Here is a 16,182-nt window from a genome sequence, read left to right as displayed (position 1 = left end):
TTTCCCATGCCCGCCGAACGTGTTCGCTCAGAGCGAACGACCCTCGTTCTGCCGGGGCTCCGGGCCGCCCCAGTCCGTTCGCGACGGCTCCTCGGGCGACTCCTGCTCCGAATGCCGGAGCCCGCGCAGGACGAAGTGATCGGCCGCGCCGTCGAGCACCCCGCCCGAGGGATCGTCGTCCCCGGCCCGGCGCACCACGTCCCGTTCCGGCCGGAGGATGTCACGCACCACGACGGCGCACAGGTACAGGGTGCCGAGCAGGTGCAGGGCGATCGCCCAGTGGTAGCCCTCGGTGGGCAGACCCTTGTGGGCGTCTCCGCTGGTCGTGTACGCGAGGTACAGCCAGATACCGAGGAAGTACGCGACCTCGCATGCCTGCCAGATCAGGAAGTCCCGCCACTTGGGCCGCGCGAGGACCGCCAGCGGCACCAGCCACAGCACGTACTGGGGGGAGTAGACCTTGTTGGTGAGGATGAAGGCCGCGACCATCAGGAAGGCCAGCTGGGCGAAGCGCGGCCGGCGCGGGGCGGTGAACGTCAGCGCCGCGATGCCGAGGAACGACAGCACCACCAGGGCGCTGGCCGTGGTGTTCACGAAGTCGATGCTCGGCGGGTTGCTGGAGTTCTGGGACCAGATCAGCCAGAACGAGCCGAAGTCGATGCCCCGGTCGTGGCTGAACGTGTAGAACTTCGACCAGCCCTCGAAGGCGAACAGCATCACCGGCACGTTCACCACGAGCCACGCGCCCGCCGCACCGCCGACCGCCTGGAAGAACTCCCGCCATCTGCCCGCCCGCCAGCACAGCACCAGCAGCGGGCCGAGCAGGACGAGGGGATAGAGCTTGGCGGCCGTGGCGAGGCCCAGGAGCACCCCGAAGGCGACGGCCCGGCCGCGGGACCACATCAGCATCGCCGCGGCCGTCAGGGCCACCGCCAGGAGGTCCCAGTTGATGGTCGCGGTCAGCGCGAAGGCCGGGGCCAGAGCGAGCAGCAGGCCGTCCCAGGGGCGGCGGCGGTGGGTCCGGCTGACGCAGACGGCGATGACGGCCGCGCAGACCATCAGCATGCCGGCGTTGGCGAACCAGTACCACTGCTCCTGGTGCTGGATGCCGCCGCTGCTCGGCGTGAGCCAGGAGGCGACCTCCATGAACACGCCGGTCAGTACCGGGTACTCGAGGTAGTCCATGTCGCCGGGCAGCTTGTCGAAGTACGGCACGAGCCCGTCGGCGAAGCCGCGTCCCTGATAGAGGTGGGGGATGTCCGAGTAGCAGGCGTGCGTGTACTGCGAGCTGGCCCCGAAGAACCAGGCGCCGTCGTAGCAGGGCGCCTTCTGGACGAGGCCGAGGGCGAACATGCCGATCGCCACGAGCACGACGACCCGGACCGGTGTCCACCAGGACGTCCCGGTCAGGGCACGTCGGCCGAGAGGGCCGCCGATCAGCTCACTGCCTGCCGCGGCGATCTCGTCCTCCCGCGTCGGTCGTACCGTCTCCGGTTCACGCACGCGTGCGGGCGTCGTCTCTGCACTGGGCATGGGGCACATCCTGCCGTACTCGCGCGGGAAAACACCGCGGGCCGCCGCACCTGGTCGGTGCGACGGCCCGCGTTTCACGTGAAACACCCGTGCCGGCCGAAATGGACCTCAGTCGGACCAGCGGCGCTACTGGCCTGGCTGGCCTCCGGGCTGGCCTCCGAACAGGCCGCCACCGCCGTTCCCGTTGGCCCCGGCGTTTCCGTTGCCCCCGGTGCCGTCGGTTCCCGGCGAGGCCGAGTCGCTCGGCGAAGAGGTGACTCCGCCGTCGGCGCCCCCGGGACCGGTACCACCGTTGTTGTTGCAGAAGAACCGGCAGGTTTCGGACTGGGTGGGCGAGGGGGACGTGGTGGACTGCGTCGGCGACGGGCTCGACGACTCGGTCGGCGACGGAGTGGCCGTGATGCTCGGCGTCGGGGTCGGCGTCGGCGCGCCCGCCTCGTCGTGGATCTTGCCGATCTTGATCGGCTCCGGGAAGCCGGGGTCGTTCTTGCCCTTCAGCGCCGCCAGCATGTACTCGGTCCAGACGGAGGTCGGGATGTCACCACCGTGGATGGAGTCCGTGCCGGCCGTACCGTTCATCGACAGCAGACGGTGGTCCTTGGGGTTCTCCCGGAACATCGCCACCGAGGTGGAGAGCTGCTGGGTGTAGCCGACGAACCAGGCCGACTTGTTCTCGTCGGTGGTGCCGGTCTTGCCGGCGGCCGTGCGGCCCAGAGCCCGGGCGTTCTTTCCCGTGCCGTTCTGGATCACGTTCTCGAGCACGTCGGTGACGTTGTTGGCGATGCTGGAGTCCATCACCTGCTTGGACCTCGGCTTGGTGAAGCCCGTCAGCTCCTTGCCGTCCCGCTTGACCATGGTGACCGAGTAGGGGTCCGCCTGCTTGCCGGACGCGGCGAACGTCGCGTACGAGTCCGCCATGCGGATAGCGCTGGGGGTGGAGGTACCGATGGCGAAGGACGGGTTCAGGTCCTTGGCCATGCTGCCATCCAGGATGCCGGTCGAACGGGCCATGTCCCGGACCTTCGACATGCCGACGTCGACGCCGAGCTGCACGAACGGCGTGTTGATCGACTGCTCCATCGCCTTGCGCAGGGTGATGTAGCCCCAGGGATGGTCGCTCTCGTTCGCCTGGAAGAAGAACGAGTTGTCCTTGTTGAGGTAGTACGAGCCGTCGGGTCGGCGGACCTTCAGGTGGTCGTTGCCGTTGTACTTGCTCAGCGGGGAGATGCCCTCACCGCCTGAGTTGTACGTGCCGTCCTGCATGGCCGCGGCCAGCACGTACGGCTTCCAGGTCGATCCCACCGGGACACCGGAGGTGTCGGCGTTGTTGGTGAAGTGACCGTTCTCGTAGCCGTCGCCGCCGTAGAGGGCGACGATCGCGCCGTCGTTCGGCACCACCGAGGCCGCGCCGAACTGGACGTACTTGTCCTTCTCCTTGGTCTTGGGGTTCAGCCGCGACTTCTGGATCTTCTTCACGGCCGCACTCAGGGCGTCGACCTTGTTCTTCTGGAAGGTCGTGTAGATCTGGTAACCGCCCTGGTCGAACTTGGCCTCCGTGATGTCGGAGTGGTTCAGGACGTACTTCTTGGCCGTGTCGACCAGATAACTGACCTGGCCGTTCATGCCCCTGGTCGCCTTGCGGCCCTGGGGAGTGGGGTACTTGCTGACCGCCTTCTGGTACTGGGCATCGGTGAGGCGGTCGTCCTTGTGCATCTCACCGAGAATCCAGCGCCAGCGCCCCTGCGAGCGAGCGGTGTTCGCGTCCGTCGTCGCAGTCTTGTCGAGATCCGTGTTGCCGGCCGGGTCGTAGTAGGTCGGCCCCTTCAGAAGGGCGGCAAGGACTGCGCACTGACTCGCCGACAGGTCTTGGGCGTCCTTGCCGTAGTAGGTCTGTGCTGCGGCCTGAATGCCGTAGGCCCCTCGCCCGTAGTACGAGGTGTTGAGATAGCCCTGCATGATCTGGTCTTTGCTGAGCTTCGTGCCCACCTTCAGGGAGATGAACATCTCCGTGAACTTGCGGGTGAGCGTCTGGTCCTGGCTCAGGTAGGTGTTCTTGACGAACTGCTGGGTGATCGTGGAACCACCCTGGGTCTGACCGCCGCGGGCCATGTTGGCCAAGGCCCGCGCGATACCCATGGGGTCCACGCCCGAGTCCTTGTAGAAACTCTTGTTCTCCGCGGAGATCACCGCGTACTGCATGGCCTTGGGGATCTTGTCGATCGTGAGGTTCTGCCGGTTCACACCGGTGCCCGTGGCCACCATCTGGGTTCCGTCGCCCCAGTAGTAGACGTTGTTCTGGGACTTCGCAGCGTCGTTCTCGCTGGGGATGTTGACCAGCGCGTAGCCCACACCGGCCATGACGACCAGGCTGCCCACGAACCCGATGCCCAGACCGGTGGTCAGCCGCCAGGACGGTACCCACCGTCGCCAGCCGTGCTTTCCCACGCGGGGATAGTCGATGAAACGGGGGCTGTCCGGCGACCCCTGGTCCCGGCCCCGGCCGCGACCCGGGGGAGCGTTGTCCGCGCCCCGGCGACGGCCGCCGCCTCTCTGGGCGGCCCGGCGTGCCTCGGCACGGCTGCCGTACTCACGCCCATCACCCCCGGAGCCGTAGGAGTCCGGTCCCTGGGAATGAGACCCATAGGAGTGGTCGGAGGCTCCGTTGGCGCCTCGCGGTGCCGCGGGACGGCCGGAGGACGGGCCGGACTGGCCGCGTCGGGCCGCCCGTCCGCCTCCCTGCGGCTGCGGCGGTTTGCGACGGTGCTCGCTCATCGAACGATTACTCCTCGGGCAGGCGCATCCGTGCGCGCCTGGAAACAGCGGCTGGTTTCCGGTCCCCCCGAAGTACGGATGCGGTCGTTGCCGCATTCACCCGTACCGCACCGAGGAGCACGACGTTCCCCAAGCGCCCCATGGTTCCCGGTGTTGTCCATGCCGCACAGACTACGCACCGCCAAAACCCTCCGAGCCCCGAAGTTCACCCCAAAACAGGCAACTTGCCTCGTACGAATCGGTGATGTGATCCCGTTCACCACCGGCCCTCTTGTCGCATGACGGGGGTCGTTCTATCGTCATGATGTATCGAGTCGATACATCAGAGCGAGATAAAAGCGCCGTGTACCGAGAGGAGGCGATCATGAGCCGTCGTTCCGGCATCCTTGAGTTCGCCGTGCTCGGGCTGCTGCGCGAGTCGCCGATGCACGGCTACGAGCTGCGCAAGCGACTCAACACGTCTCTGGGTGTGTTCCGGGCGTTCAGCTACGGGACCCTCTACCCCTGCCTCAAGACGCTGGTCACCAACGGCTGGTTGATCGAGGAACCGGGGAACACCCATGAAGACGCTCTGGCCGCCCCTCTCACCGGACGCCGCGCCAAGATCGTCTACCGGCTGACGGCCGAAGGTAAGGAGCACTTCGAGGAACTCCTGTCGCAGACCGGCCCCGACGCATACGAGGACGAGCACTTCGCCGCCCGGTTCGCCTTCTTCGGGCAGACCTCGCGCGATGTGCGTATGCGTGTGCTGGAGGGCCGGCGCAGCCGACTGGAGGAGCGCCTGGAGAAGATGCGCGCCTCCCTGGCACGCACCCGGGAGCGCCTCGACGACTACACGCTCGAGCTCCAGCGCCACGGAATGGAGTCCGTGGAGCGCGAAGTGCGCTGGCTGAACGAGCTGATCGAGAGTGAGCGGGTCGGGCGGGTCCGGAAGGGTCCCGGATCCGGCGAGTCCGCTCAGCAGGACACCACATCTGGATCGACGGGCGTCCTGCCCCGTCCCGGGGATCTCCCGGAGACGGATACGCCCGGCGAAACCGCCACGTGAAGGCCCGTCAGGGCCTCACTCGTACAAACAGGGAGCAACCGGAATGGGTTCGGTTCGCGTAGCCATCGTCGGTGTCGGCAACTGCGCCGCGTCGCTGGTGCAGGGAGTCGAGTACTACAAGGACGCCGATGCGGCGGCCAAGGTACCCGGCCTGATGCACGTGCAGTTCGGTGACTACCACGTGCGGGACGTCGAGTTCGTCGCCGCCTTCGACGTGGACGCCAAGAAGGTCGGCCTCGACCTCGCGGACGCCATCGGCGCCTCCGAGAACAACACCATCAAGATCTGCGACGTGCCCTCCAGCGGCGTCACCGTCCAGCGCGGCCACACCCTCGACGGTCTCGGCAAGTACTACCGCGAGACCATCGAGGAGTCGGACGCCGAGCCGGTCGACGTCGTCCAGACCCTGAAGGACAAGCAGGTCGACGTCCTGGTCTGCTACCTGCCCGTCGGCTCCGAGGACGCGGCGAAGTTCTACGCCCAGTGCGCCATCGACGCCAAGGTCGCCTTCGTCAACGCCCTTCCGGTCTTCATCGCCGGCACCAAGGAGTGGGCGGACAAGTTCACCGAGGCCGGCGTGCCGATCGTCGGTGACGACATCAAGTCCCAGGTGGGCGCCACCATCACGCACCGCGTCATGGCGAAGCTGTTCGAGGACCGCGGTGTGATCCTGGACCGCACGATGCAGCTGAACGTCGGCGGCAACATGGACTTCAAGAACATGCTCGAGCGTGAGCGCCTGGAGTCCAAGAAGATTTCCAAGACGCAGGCCGTCACCTCCCAGATCCCCGACCGGGACCTCGGCGAGAAGAACGTCCACATCGGCCCGTCCGACTACGTGGCCTGGCTGGACGACCGCAAGTGGGCCTACGTCCGTCTCGAGGGCCGTGCGTTCGGCGACGTCCCGCTGAACCTCGAGTACAAGCTCGAGGTCTGGGACTCCCCGAACTCGGCCGGTGTCATCATCGACGCCCTCCGTGCCGCGAAGATCGCCAAGGACCGGGGTGTCGGCGGCCCGATCCTGTCCGCTTCCTCGTACTTCATGAAGTCCCCGCCGGTCCAGTACTTCGACGACGAGGCCCGCGAGAACGTCGAGAAGTTCATCCGCGGCGACGTCGAGCGCTAGTCACCGCTCGCACGAGAACGCTCCTGCCAGGGCTGTGAGGGTCCCCCGGGTCTGCCGACCCCGGGGGACCCTCCGCATATGTGAGGCTGTGCCCATGCCCGTCGTCCGTGATCTGCGCCTGCTGCTGCGCGAGCGGGACTTCCGGCGCCTGCTGTGCGTCCGCCTGCTCTCCCAGGGCTCGGACGGCGTCTACCAGATCGCCCTGGCCTCGTACGTGGTCTTCTCCCCCGAGAAGCAGACCTCGGCCTCGGCGATCGCCTCCGCGATGGCGGTCCTGCTGCTGCCCTACTCCCTGGTCGGCCCCTTCGCCGGAGTGCTGCTGGACCGCTGGCGCCGGCGTCAGGTCTTCGTCCACGGCAATGTGCTGCGCGCCCTGCTGGCGGCCGCCACCGCCGTACTGATGGCCGTGCACGCGCCGGACTGGCTCTTCTACGTCTCCGCGCTGTGCGTCACGGCCATCAACCGGTTCGTCCTCGCCGGCCTCTCCGCGGCACTTCCCCGCGTGGTCGGCACCGAGCGCCTGGTACTGGCCAACTCCATCTGTCCTACCGCCGGAACCCTGGCCGCCACCCTCGGTGCCGCCCTGGCCTTCGGCGTACGGTTCGTCGCTGCGGACTCGGACGCGGCGGTGGTGGTGCTCGGCGCCCTGCTCTATCTCTGCGCGGGCCTGACTGCCCTGACCATCGCCCCCTCGCTGCTCGGTCCGGACCGCCCACCGGTGCTGCCCCGGTTGCGCACCGTCCTCGCCGACACGGCACGCGGCCTCCTGGCGGCCCTGCGGTACCTGGGCGAGCCCCGGCGCAGAGAAGCCGTCCGGGCGCTCACGGCGATGACCTGTATGCGCTTCTGCTACGGCGCGCTGCTGGTCCTCCTGCTCATGCTGTGCCGCTACGGCCTGTCCAGCACTCCTGAGGAAGGACTCCGTCTTCTGGGCCTGGTGCTGGGGGTGTCCGGCGCCGGGTTCTTCGTGGCCGCCGTGGTGACGCCCTGGAGCGCGGGTCGACTGGGTGCCGGGCGGTGGATGGCGGTGTGTGGGGGCACGGCCGCTCTCCTCGTGCCGGCCCTCGGGCTTCCGTTCGCCACCGTGCCGTTGCTGATCGCGGCCTTCGTGCTGGGACTGGTCACCCAAGGCGCCAAGATCGCCACTGACACGATCGTCCAGGCGTCGGTTGAGGACGGCTACCGGGGCCGCGTCTTCTCCGTCTACGACGTCCTCTTCAACGTCGCCTTCGTCGGCGCCGCCGGGGTGGCCGCCCTGACGCTGCCGCAGGACGGCCGGTCGGCACTGCTGGTGCTCCTCGTGGCGTTGCTCTACGCCACGGTCACCGTGGCCATGGCCCGGTTCGAGCGGCGCAGGAACAGCGAGAGGGCCGGTGTTTCACGTGAAACACCGGCCCCTCGCTGAGTCATGTTTCACGTGAAACACGATCTCGGAAGCGCTCAGCTCTGCTGCTGCGCCCACCACTCCTTGAGGGCCGCGACCGCCCCATCGTGCTCCATCGGGCCGTTCTCCAGCCGAAGCTCCAGCATGTGCTTGTACGCCTGACCGATGACCGGGCCCGGTCCGACGCCGAGAATCGTCATGATCTCGTTGCCGTCGAGGTCGGGACGGATGGAGTCCAGCTCCTCCCGCTCCTGCAGCTCGGTGATGCGCGCCTCCAGCCCGTCATAGGCACGGGACAGCGTGGCCGCCCTGCGCTTGTTCCGGGTGGTGCAGTCGGAGCGGGTCAGCTTGTGCAGCCGGTCCAGCAGCGGGCCCGCGTCACGGACGTAGCGCCGGACCGCGGAGTCGGTCCATTCACCGGTGCCGTAGCCGTGGAAGCGCAGGTGCAGCTCGACCAGCCGTGAGACGTCCTTCACCAGGTCGTTGGAGTACTTCAGCGCCGTCATCCGCTTCTTGGTCATCTTGGCGCCGACCACCTCGTGGTGGTGGAAGGAGACCCGGCCGTCCTGCTCGAAGCGCCGCGTCCGGGGCTTGCCGATGTCGTGCAGCAGCGCCGCGAGCCGGAGGGTGAGGTCGGGACCGCCCTCCTCCAGGTCGATCGCCTGCTCCAGCACGATGAGCGAGTGGTCGTAGACGTCCTTGTGGCGGTGGTGCTCGTCCCGCTCCAGCCGGAGTGCCGGCAGCTCGGGCAGCACATGGGCGGCGAGCCCGGTGTCGACCAGCAGGGTGAGGCCCTTGCGGGGGTGCGCGGAGAGCAGCAGCTTGTTCAGCTCGTCCCGGACCCGCTCTGCCGACACGATCTCGATCCTGGCGGACATCTCCGTCATCGCGGTGACGAACGCCGGGTCCACCTCGAAGTCGAGCTGGGCGGCGAACCGGGCGGCCCGCATCATCCGCAGCGGGTCGTCGGAGAAGGACTCCTCCGGGGTACCGGGCGTTCGCAGCACCCGCCCCGCGAGGTCCTCCAGACCGCCGTGCGGGTCGATGAACTCCTTCTCCGGCAGAGCCACGGCCATGGCGTTGACCGTGAAGTCACGCCGGACCAGGTCCTCCTCGATGGAGTCGCCGTACGACACCTCGGGCTTGCGGGAGGTGCGGTCGTAGGCTTCGGAGCGGTAGGTGGTGACCTCGATCTGGTAGCCGTCCTTCTGGGCGCCCACCGTGCCGAAGGCGATCCCGACCTCCCAGACGGCGTCCGCCCAGGGCCGGACGATCCGCAGCACGTCCTCGGGATGCGCATCGGTCGTGAAGTCCAGGTCGTTCCCGAGCCGGCCCAGCAGCGCGTCACGGACCGAGCCGCCGACCAGGGCGAGCGAGAACCCGGCCTCCTGGAAACGGCGAGCGAGGTCGTCGGCGACGGGGGCCACCCGCAGCAGCTCGCTCACCGCGCGCTGCTGCACCTGGCTGAGGACAGCGGGATTGTCATCGTTGGGGTTCGGCACAACAGAAGAGGGTACGTGGCCGGACCGCCCGGGACCGCACCCGTTTGACCGGCGCGGAGGCTCGCTGCCATACCCCCACAAGGGCTCCCCTAGCGGCGGACACCGGCTCTCCGCTCCTTAATGGATATAGAGGACAGGCGACCGGTCCGTGGCGATCTTGGGGAACGGTCCGTGGCACTCAGCCTCCGCGGTCCTCGTTACCATGCGGGGACGCACATTCCGACGACCACTGATGACGACGACGAGGGACGGGCTAGCGCGTGGCCGACGCGGCTGAAATCCAGGGGCCCAGTGCCTCTCCTGCCCGCCGCCGACTGCGGCGGGCAGGAGTGCTGCTGGCGGGCGCACCGCTGCTGGCCGGTCTGCTCCAGCTGACCGCGGCCGAGCCCGCACAGGCGGCTCCGGCGGACGGGGTGTCCGTGGCGTTGGACACGATGACGCCCAGCGCGCCCACCGAGGACGACACCCTGACCGTGTCCGGCACCGTGATCAACAACGGCAGGCAGACCGTGACCGGCGCCCACGTCGGCCTGCGGGTGGGCCCCCTGCTGAACACCCGTTCCGCGATCGACGGCATCGCCCAGCACCCCGACGATCTCCGTAGCGGCACCGGCAACGAGCTCGGCGGCAAGTACACGGAGAAGTTCGGCAAGCTGGTCCCGGGTGTGGCCGAGCACTTCAGCATCTCCGTGCCCGTGGACGAGCTGGACCTGGGCAAGGACGGCGTCTACTCGTTCGGCGTCTCCGTGTCCGGCAGGACCTCGGCGCAGCCGTGGGACCAGATGCTCGGCATCGAGCGGACCTTCCTGCCCTGGCAGTCGTCCGAGGCCGACACCAAGAGCCGGACGACGTTCATGTGGCCGCTGATCTCCTCGGTCCACATGACTGCCCGCACAGGCTCCGGGGAACGGCAGCCCCGGGTCTTCCAGAACGACGAGCTGGCCAAGGAGATCGCTCCCGGCGGTCGCCTGGCCCAGATGGCGGATCTTGGCCGCGATCTCGACGTCACCTGGGTGATCGACCCCGACCTGCTGGCCACGGTGGACGCCATGGCCAACGGTTACCGCGTCCAGCAGCCCGACGGGACCAGCAAGGCCGGCTCGCGCGAGAACCAGGACGTCGCCAAGCAGTGGCTGGCCGGCCTCCAGAAGGCCGTGGCGGGCAAGGAGGTCATCGCGCTGCCCTTCGCCGACCCGGACCTCGCCTCGCTCGCCCACACCGGTACCAGCGTCACCGGCTCGCTCAGCCACCTCAAGAACGCCACCGATGTCGCCGCCCTCACGGTGAAGACCGTGCTCCACGTGACACCGAGCACGGACTTCGCATGGCCGGTGGACGGCGCCGTCGACCCCTCGATCATCAAGGTGGCCACATCCGCGGGTGCCGACCGGATCATCGCCCGCAGCGACAGTCTCCGTGAGTCCACCGGGCTCCCCTACACACCGTCGGCCGCCCGCCCCATCGGCGGCGGCACCACGGCGGTGGTCGCGGACGCGCGGATGTCCACGGCATTCGAGGGCGACCTCACCAGGGCGGACACCTCCACGCTCGCGGTGCAGCAGTTCCTCGCACAGAGCCTCGAGGCGAACGTGCAGAAGGACGAGCAGCGCAGCTTCGTGGTCGCCCCGCAGCGCACGCCGACCGCCAGCCAGGCGCAGGCGATGGCCACCGCCGTGAAGGCACTCCAGGACGGCAACTGGTCGCAGCCCGACACCCTCACCGGCGCCGCCAGCGCCAAGCCCGACCCGGACGCCACCACACGCATCCCCTCAACCTCGGCCTACCCCTCGTCGCTGCGCAAGCAGGAACTACCGAGGACTGCCTTCGAGCAGATCGCGGACACGCAGGACAAGCTCGACAACTTCCAGGTCATCCTCACCGTCCAGTCCCGTGTGGTCACGCCCTTCGGCCTGGCCATAAACCGCGAGATGTCCACCTCGTGGCGGGGTCAGGCCGGCAAGGCGGACGGCTTCCGCGCCGACGTGCTGAGTTATCTCGACAACCTGGGCGGCCAGGTCAAGCTGATCGACAAGTCGGAGACCAAACTCTCCGGGCGCAGCGCCACCATCCCGGTGACCGTGCAGAACAACCTGGTCCAGCCCGTCGGCCACCTCTACCTGCGGCTCAGCTCGACCCAGCCGACCCGTCTGAAGATCGGCGGCAAGGCGTACGACGAGCAGCCCGTCGAGGTCTCCGGCGGCCACAGCCAGTCGGTGAAGTTCACCACCTCGGCCAATGCCAACGGCCGGGCCACGGTGCTCGCCCAGCTCTACACGGAGGACGGCCAGGAGTACGGCGACCCCGTCAGCTTCGACGTGAAGGTCACCGAGGTCACGCCCACCGTCATGCTGGTGATCGGCGGCGGTGTGCTGCTGCTGGTCCTCGCCGGCTTCCGGATGTACACCCAGCGCAAGCGCGCGGCCGCCCGCCAGGCCGAGGAGGAGGGCCCGACGGAGGCGGAGGCGGGCCCCGGCGACGGCCCCGGGAACCCGGACGGCGCCGGGGAACGTCTTTCCGAGGAGTCCGGTTCCCCCGCCGGGGCAGCCGGTCCGGACCAGCCGGGTGACCCTGCACCGGACACCGCACCGGAAAGCACCGACCCGTCCGGCACGGGTGAGAGAGTGGACCGTTGAGCGACGCCGCGGCCCGTGTGGCCAGTGACGATGAGGTGGGGTAACCATGAACGCGCCGTACGACGGTGACCGCGGCCGGGACGCCGCCGACTCGGGCCACGGTCCCGAGACCCCGCCCGAACCCGGCCAGGAGACGCCGCAGCCGGCGGCGGACATGTACTTCCATGACGCCTACGCCCAGGACCCCTACCGGGCGCGGGATCTCTCCGCCCAGGACCCGGTCGCCGAGGCGCTGTACGACCGCGCCGCACATCCGCCGCCCCCTCCGGGCAGCTACGAACCGCGCCAGCCGCTCTACTCCCCGCCGTCGCAGTCCTCGTACTCCCCCGACCCGCGCGTGTGGGCCCAGACCCCGGCGCCCGAGCCGGAGGGCGACGCCACCCAGCACCTGCCCTACGGCGACCACCCGCGCACGACCCAGTTCGTGGGCGTGGACGACCTGGTCTCGCACTCCGGCGAGGAGTACCACGAGCCGGACGCCTTCGCGCACCTCCTGCGGGACCAGCAGCACAGCGGCGCCACCCGTACCGGCCAGGGCTCCGGCGGCTCGTACCCGCCGCCGCACGCTCCGGGCCCCGCGCACCACGGCGGCAGCGGAAATCCGTACCAGGCAGCCGCCGGGAACCCCATGCAGCCGCCCGTACCCGCTCCCGCCGGCCCCTCCGGTCCGGTGGAGACCCCGGCCTCGCAGGCTCCGGTCCCCGCCAAGGGCCGCGCCGCCGGGCTGCTCGGCTCCAGCGCCGTCATGGCCGCGGGCACGATGGTGTCGCGGCTCACCGGCTTCGTCCGTTCCGCGATGATCGTCGCGGCTCTGGGCACCGGCATCCTCGGCGACTCCTTCCAGATCGCCTACCAGCTGCCCACGATGATCTACATCCTGACCGTGGGCGGCGGCCTCAACTCGGTCTTCGTGCCCCAGCTCGTCCGGTCCATGAAGGAGGACGACGACGGCGGCGAAGCCTTCGCGAACCGGCTGCTGACCCTCGTCATGGTCGCGCTCGCCGCGCTGACCGCGCTGACGATGCTCGGCGCGCCGTATCTGGTGCGGGTGCTGTCGGACCCGATCGCCACCGAACCGGCGGCCAACCATGTGGCGATCACCTTCACCCGTTACTTCCTGCCCTCGATCTTCTTCATGGGCATCCACGTGGTGATGGGTCAGGTCCTCAACGCACGCGGCAAGTTCGGCGCGATGATGTGGACCCCGGTCCTGAACAACATCGTCATCATCGTCACGCTCGGCATGTTCCTGTGGGTCTACGGCTCTGCGGCCGACTCCCAGATGACCGTCAACAACATCCCGCCGGAGGGCCAGCGGCTCCTCGGCATCGGCATCCTGCTCGGTCTCGCCGTGCAGGCCCTGGCGATGATCCCGTACCTGCGCGAGACCGGCTTCCGCATCCGGCCCCGGTTCGACTGGCGGGGCCACGGCCTCGGCAAGGCCGCGATGCTCGCCAAGTGGACGGTGCTCTTCGTACTCGCCAACCAGGCGGGCGCCATGGTCGTCACCCAGCTCTCCACCGCCGCCGGCAAGGCCTCCAAGGTCGACGGCACCGGCTTCGCCGCCTACGCGAACGCCCAGCTCATCTGGGGTCTGCCACAGGCCATCATCACCGTGTCCCTCATGGCCGCGCTGCTGCCGCGTCTGTCACGCTCGGCCGCCGAGGGCGACGGCGGCGCCGTCCGCGACGACATCTCGCAGGGCCTGCGCACCACGGCGGTCGCCATCGTGCCCATCGCCTTCGGCTTCGTCTCGCTCGGCATCCCGATGTGCACGCTGATCTTCGGTTCCTCCGGCACCGGCTCGGCCACCAACATGGGCTTCATGCTGATGGCCTTCGGCCTCGGCCTGATCCCGTACTCGGTGCAGTACGTCGTCCTGCGCGCCTTCTACGCCTACGAGGACACCCGGACCCCCTTCTACAACACGGTCATCGTGGCGGCGGTCAACGCCGGCGCCTCCGCGCTCTGCTACTTCCTGCTCCCGTCCCGCTGGGCGGTCGCGGGCATGGCGGCCGTGTACGGCCTCTCCTACGCCATCGGAGTCGGTGTCGCCTGGCGCCGGCTGCGCAAGCGGCTGGGCGGCGACCTGGACGGCTCCAGGGTGCTGCGGACATACGCCCGCCTGGCGATCGCCTCTGTCCCGGCGGCACTGCTCAGCGGCGCGGTCTGCTACGGCATCGGACACTCGCTCGGGCAGGGCGTCCTCGGTTCCCTCGCGGCGCTCGTGGCAGGCGGGGCGGTGCTGCTCGGAGTCTTCTTCGTGGCAGCGCGCCGCATGCGGATCGACGAGCTGAACTCGCTCGTCGGCATGGTGCGCGGGCGTCTGGGGCGATGAGGCGGGGGTAGTCGCACAACCATCGTCCCCCTCTGCATGTCGTGCATAGCGGCGGACTGTGGGCACAATTGGTTTCGCGGTCGGACAGCGTGCAACGGATGGGGAGGCAGGGACGACGGTGGCGGAACGCAGCACGGCTGCCGTCGACGTGGCAGGCAACAGCGGTGACGAGCCGCTGACCGCCAAGGCGGATCAGGCCACGGCCGACGGGGTGGCCAAGAACCCGGAGCGGGGCACGGGCATCGACCAGACGCAGGGGAGCGGCGGCGCGGAGGAGTCCGGCAGGGCGTCCTCGCCGACCGAGTTGCACAGCGGCCACAAGCTCGCCAGGCGGTATCGCCTGGAGGAGTGCGTCACCCGTCTGGACGGATTCAGCAGCTGGCGTGCGGTCGACGAGAAACTGCGCCGTGCCGTCGGTGTGCACATCCTGCCCGCCGACCACGTACGCGCCCGTGCCGTGCTGGCCGCGGCCCGCTCGGCGGCACTGCTCGGTGACCCGCGCTTCGTCCAGGTCCTCGACGCCGTCGAGGAGAACGACCTCGTCTACGTGGTCCACGAGTGGCTGCCCGACGCCACCGAGCTGACCACCCTGCTCGCGGCAGGCCCGCTGGAGCCGCACGACGCCTACCAGATGGTCAGTCAGGTCGCGGCCGCCATGGCCGCCTCCCACCGTGAGGGCCTCGCCCATCTGCGACTGAACCCGAACGCGGTCCTGCGCACGTCCTCCGGACAGTGGCGCCTCCGCGGCCTCGCCGTGAACGCCGCCCTGCGCGGCGTCGGCTCCGACACCCCGCAGCGCACCGACACCGAGGCGATCGGCGCCCTGCTGTACGCGGCGCTGACGCAGCGCTGGCCCTACGAGAGCGACGCATACGGCCTGGCCGGCCTGCCCAAGGACATCGGCCTCATCGCACCGGACCAGGTGCGGGCCGGAGTCCACCGGGGACTGTCCGAGCTGGCGATGCGCGCGCTCGTCAACGACGGCGCCACCGCTTCCCGGCACGAGGCCGCGTGCACCACGCCGGACGAGCTGGTCAAGGCGATCGGTGAGATGCCGCGCGTGCGGCCGCCGGAGCCCGCGTTCAGCCGACCGCCGGAGTACCAGCGCACGACCTACCAGCAGGGAACCTACGGACGTCCCTCCGCGCACGCGGGCGTCGACCAGTCCGTCGTGACTCCGCCGGCCCCGCTCCAGGGCCGCACCGGCAAGGCACTGAAGTGGGCGGTCTCCGCCCTCCTCATCGCCGCGCTCGGTCTCGGAAGCTGGCAGCTGGCGGACGCTTTGATGGACCGCGGCAAGAACTCCGACGACACCGACACCACGCAGACGCAGGACGGCGGCGACAAGGGCGGGGCCAAGGCGGCGCCGCGGCCGGTGCGCATCCGGAGTGCCCAGGAGTTCGTCGCCTCGGGCGGTGCCCAGCACCCGTCCGATGTCGCCAAGACCTACGACGGGGACACCTCGACGGCCTGGCGGACCAAGACCTTCAACAGCGGTCCTGAGATCGCACCCCTGAAGCCGGGCGTGGGCATCGTCTACGACCTCGGCTCGGCGACGGACGTCGACGCCGCGACGGTCGGTCTGCGCTACGCCGGGAACCACACGACGGTCGATCTCTACACCTCGGACTCCGCACCCGTGTCGCTGGACTCGATGCGGAAGGCCGGCAGCAGCACCACCACGGGCACCACCGCAACGGTGAAGCCGAGCAAGCCGGTGAAGGCGCGATACGTCCTGGTCTGGCTGACGGCCGTACCCATGTCCGGCCCCGACGCGGCCACCTATTCGGGCGCGGGCTACAAGCAGGCCATCACCGAAGTCCATTTCACGGGCTGACGTCCCGTC

The 16,182-nt window shown here is 69.2% G+C and carries 9 protein-coding genes; 6 read left to right on the top strand and 3 right to left on the bottom strand.

Annotated features, from left to right (window positions below; genetic code table 11):
* Positions 1–27 precede the first annotated feature (27 nt).
* Positions 28–1,533 (bottom strand): glycosyltransferase family 87 protein, encoded by a 1,506-nt coding sequence (locus ACWCV3_RS09165; RefSeq protein WP_451220651.1) that lies wholly within the window; start codon positions 1,531–1,533, stop codon positions 28–30.
* 126 nt (positions 1,534–1,659) lie between these two features.
* On the bottom strand, positions 1,660–4,305 hold the full coding sequence (locus tag ACWCV3_RS09160) for a transglycosylase domain-containing protein (RefSeq protein WP_451220648.1): 2,646 nt from the start codon (positions 4,303–4,305) through the stop codon (positions 1,660–1,662).
* A gap of 364 nt (positions 4,306–4,669) precedes the next feature.
* Here ACWCV3_RS09160 and ACWCV3_RS09155 point away from each other — a divergent pair, with 364 nt between their 5' ends.
* The 3 genes from ACWCV3_RS09155 to ACWCV3_RS09145 all read left to right on the top strand — a co-directional run bounded on the left by ACWCV3_RS09155 (position 4,670) and on the right by ACWCV3_RS09145 (position 7,884).
* On the top strand, positions 4,670–5,353 hold the full coding sequence (locus ACWCV3_RS09155) for a helix-turn-helix transcriptional regulator (RefSeq protein WP_451220645.1): 684 nt from the start codon (positions 4,670–4,672) through the stop codon (positions 5,351–5,353).
* A 43-nt stretch (positions 5,354–5,396) separates the two neighbouring features.
* Positions 5,397–6,479 (top strand): inositol-3-phosphate synthase, encoded by a 1,083-nt coding sequence (locus ACWCV3_RS09150; RefSeq protein ID WP_451220642.1) that lies wholly within the window; start codon positions 5,397–5,399, stop codon positions 6,477–6,479.
* Positions 6,480–6,573: 94 nt separating this feature from the next.
* On the top strand, positions 6,574–7,884 hold the full coding sequence (locus ACWCV3_RS09145) for an MFS transporter (protein ID WP_451220639.1): 1,311 nt from the start codon (positions 6,574–6,576) through the stop codon (positions 7,882–7,884).
* Between the two features lie 35 nt (positions 7,885–7,919).
* On the opposite strand, the gene ACWCV3_RS09140 is transcribed toward ACWCV3_RS09145, so the two are convergent.
* On the bottom strand, positions 7,920–9,365 hold the full coding sequence (locus ACWCV3_RS09140) for a CCA tRNA nucleotidyltransferase (RefSeq protein WP_451220636.1): 1,446 nt from the start codon (positions 9,363–9,365) through the stop codon (positions 7,920–7,922).
* 260 nt (positions 9,366–9,625) lie between these two features.
* Here ACWCV3_RS09140 and ACWCV3_RS09135 point away from each other — a divergent pair, with 260 nt between their 5' ends.
* The 3 genes from ACWCV3_RS09135 to ACWCV3_RS09125 all read left to right on the top strand — a co-directional run bounded on the left by ACWCV3_RS09135 (position 9,626) and on the right by ACWCV3_RS09125 (position 16,173).
* A complete protein-coding gene (locus ACWCV3_RS09135; RefSeq protein ID WP_451220633.1) occupies positions 9,626–11,998 on the top strand; it encodes a DUF6049 family protein in 2,373 nt (790 codons plus the stop codon).
* A gap of 46 nt (positions 11,999–12,044) precedes the next feature.
* Positions 12,045–14,336 carry a murein biosynthesis integral membrane protein MurJ gene (gene murJ / locus ACWCV3_RS09130; RefSeq protein WP_451220630.1) on the top strand — a complete coding sequence of 764 codons (2,292 nt, stop codon included), beginning with the start codon at positions 12,045–12,047 and terminating at the stop codon, positions 14,334–14,336.
* 118 nt (positions 14,337–14,454) lie between these two features.
* Positions 14,455–16,173 (top strand): protein kinase family protein, encoded by a 1,719-nt coding sequence (locus ACWCV3_RS09125; RefSeq protein ID WP_451220627.1) that lies wholly within the window; start codon positions 14,455–14,457, stop codon positions 16,171–16,173.
* Positions 16,174–16,182: the final 9 nt, after the last annotated feature.

The organism is Streptomyces sp. NPDC001781 (assembly GCF_053596035.1).
This window is presented reverse-complemented; position numbering and strand designations above follow the sequence as displayed.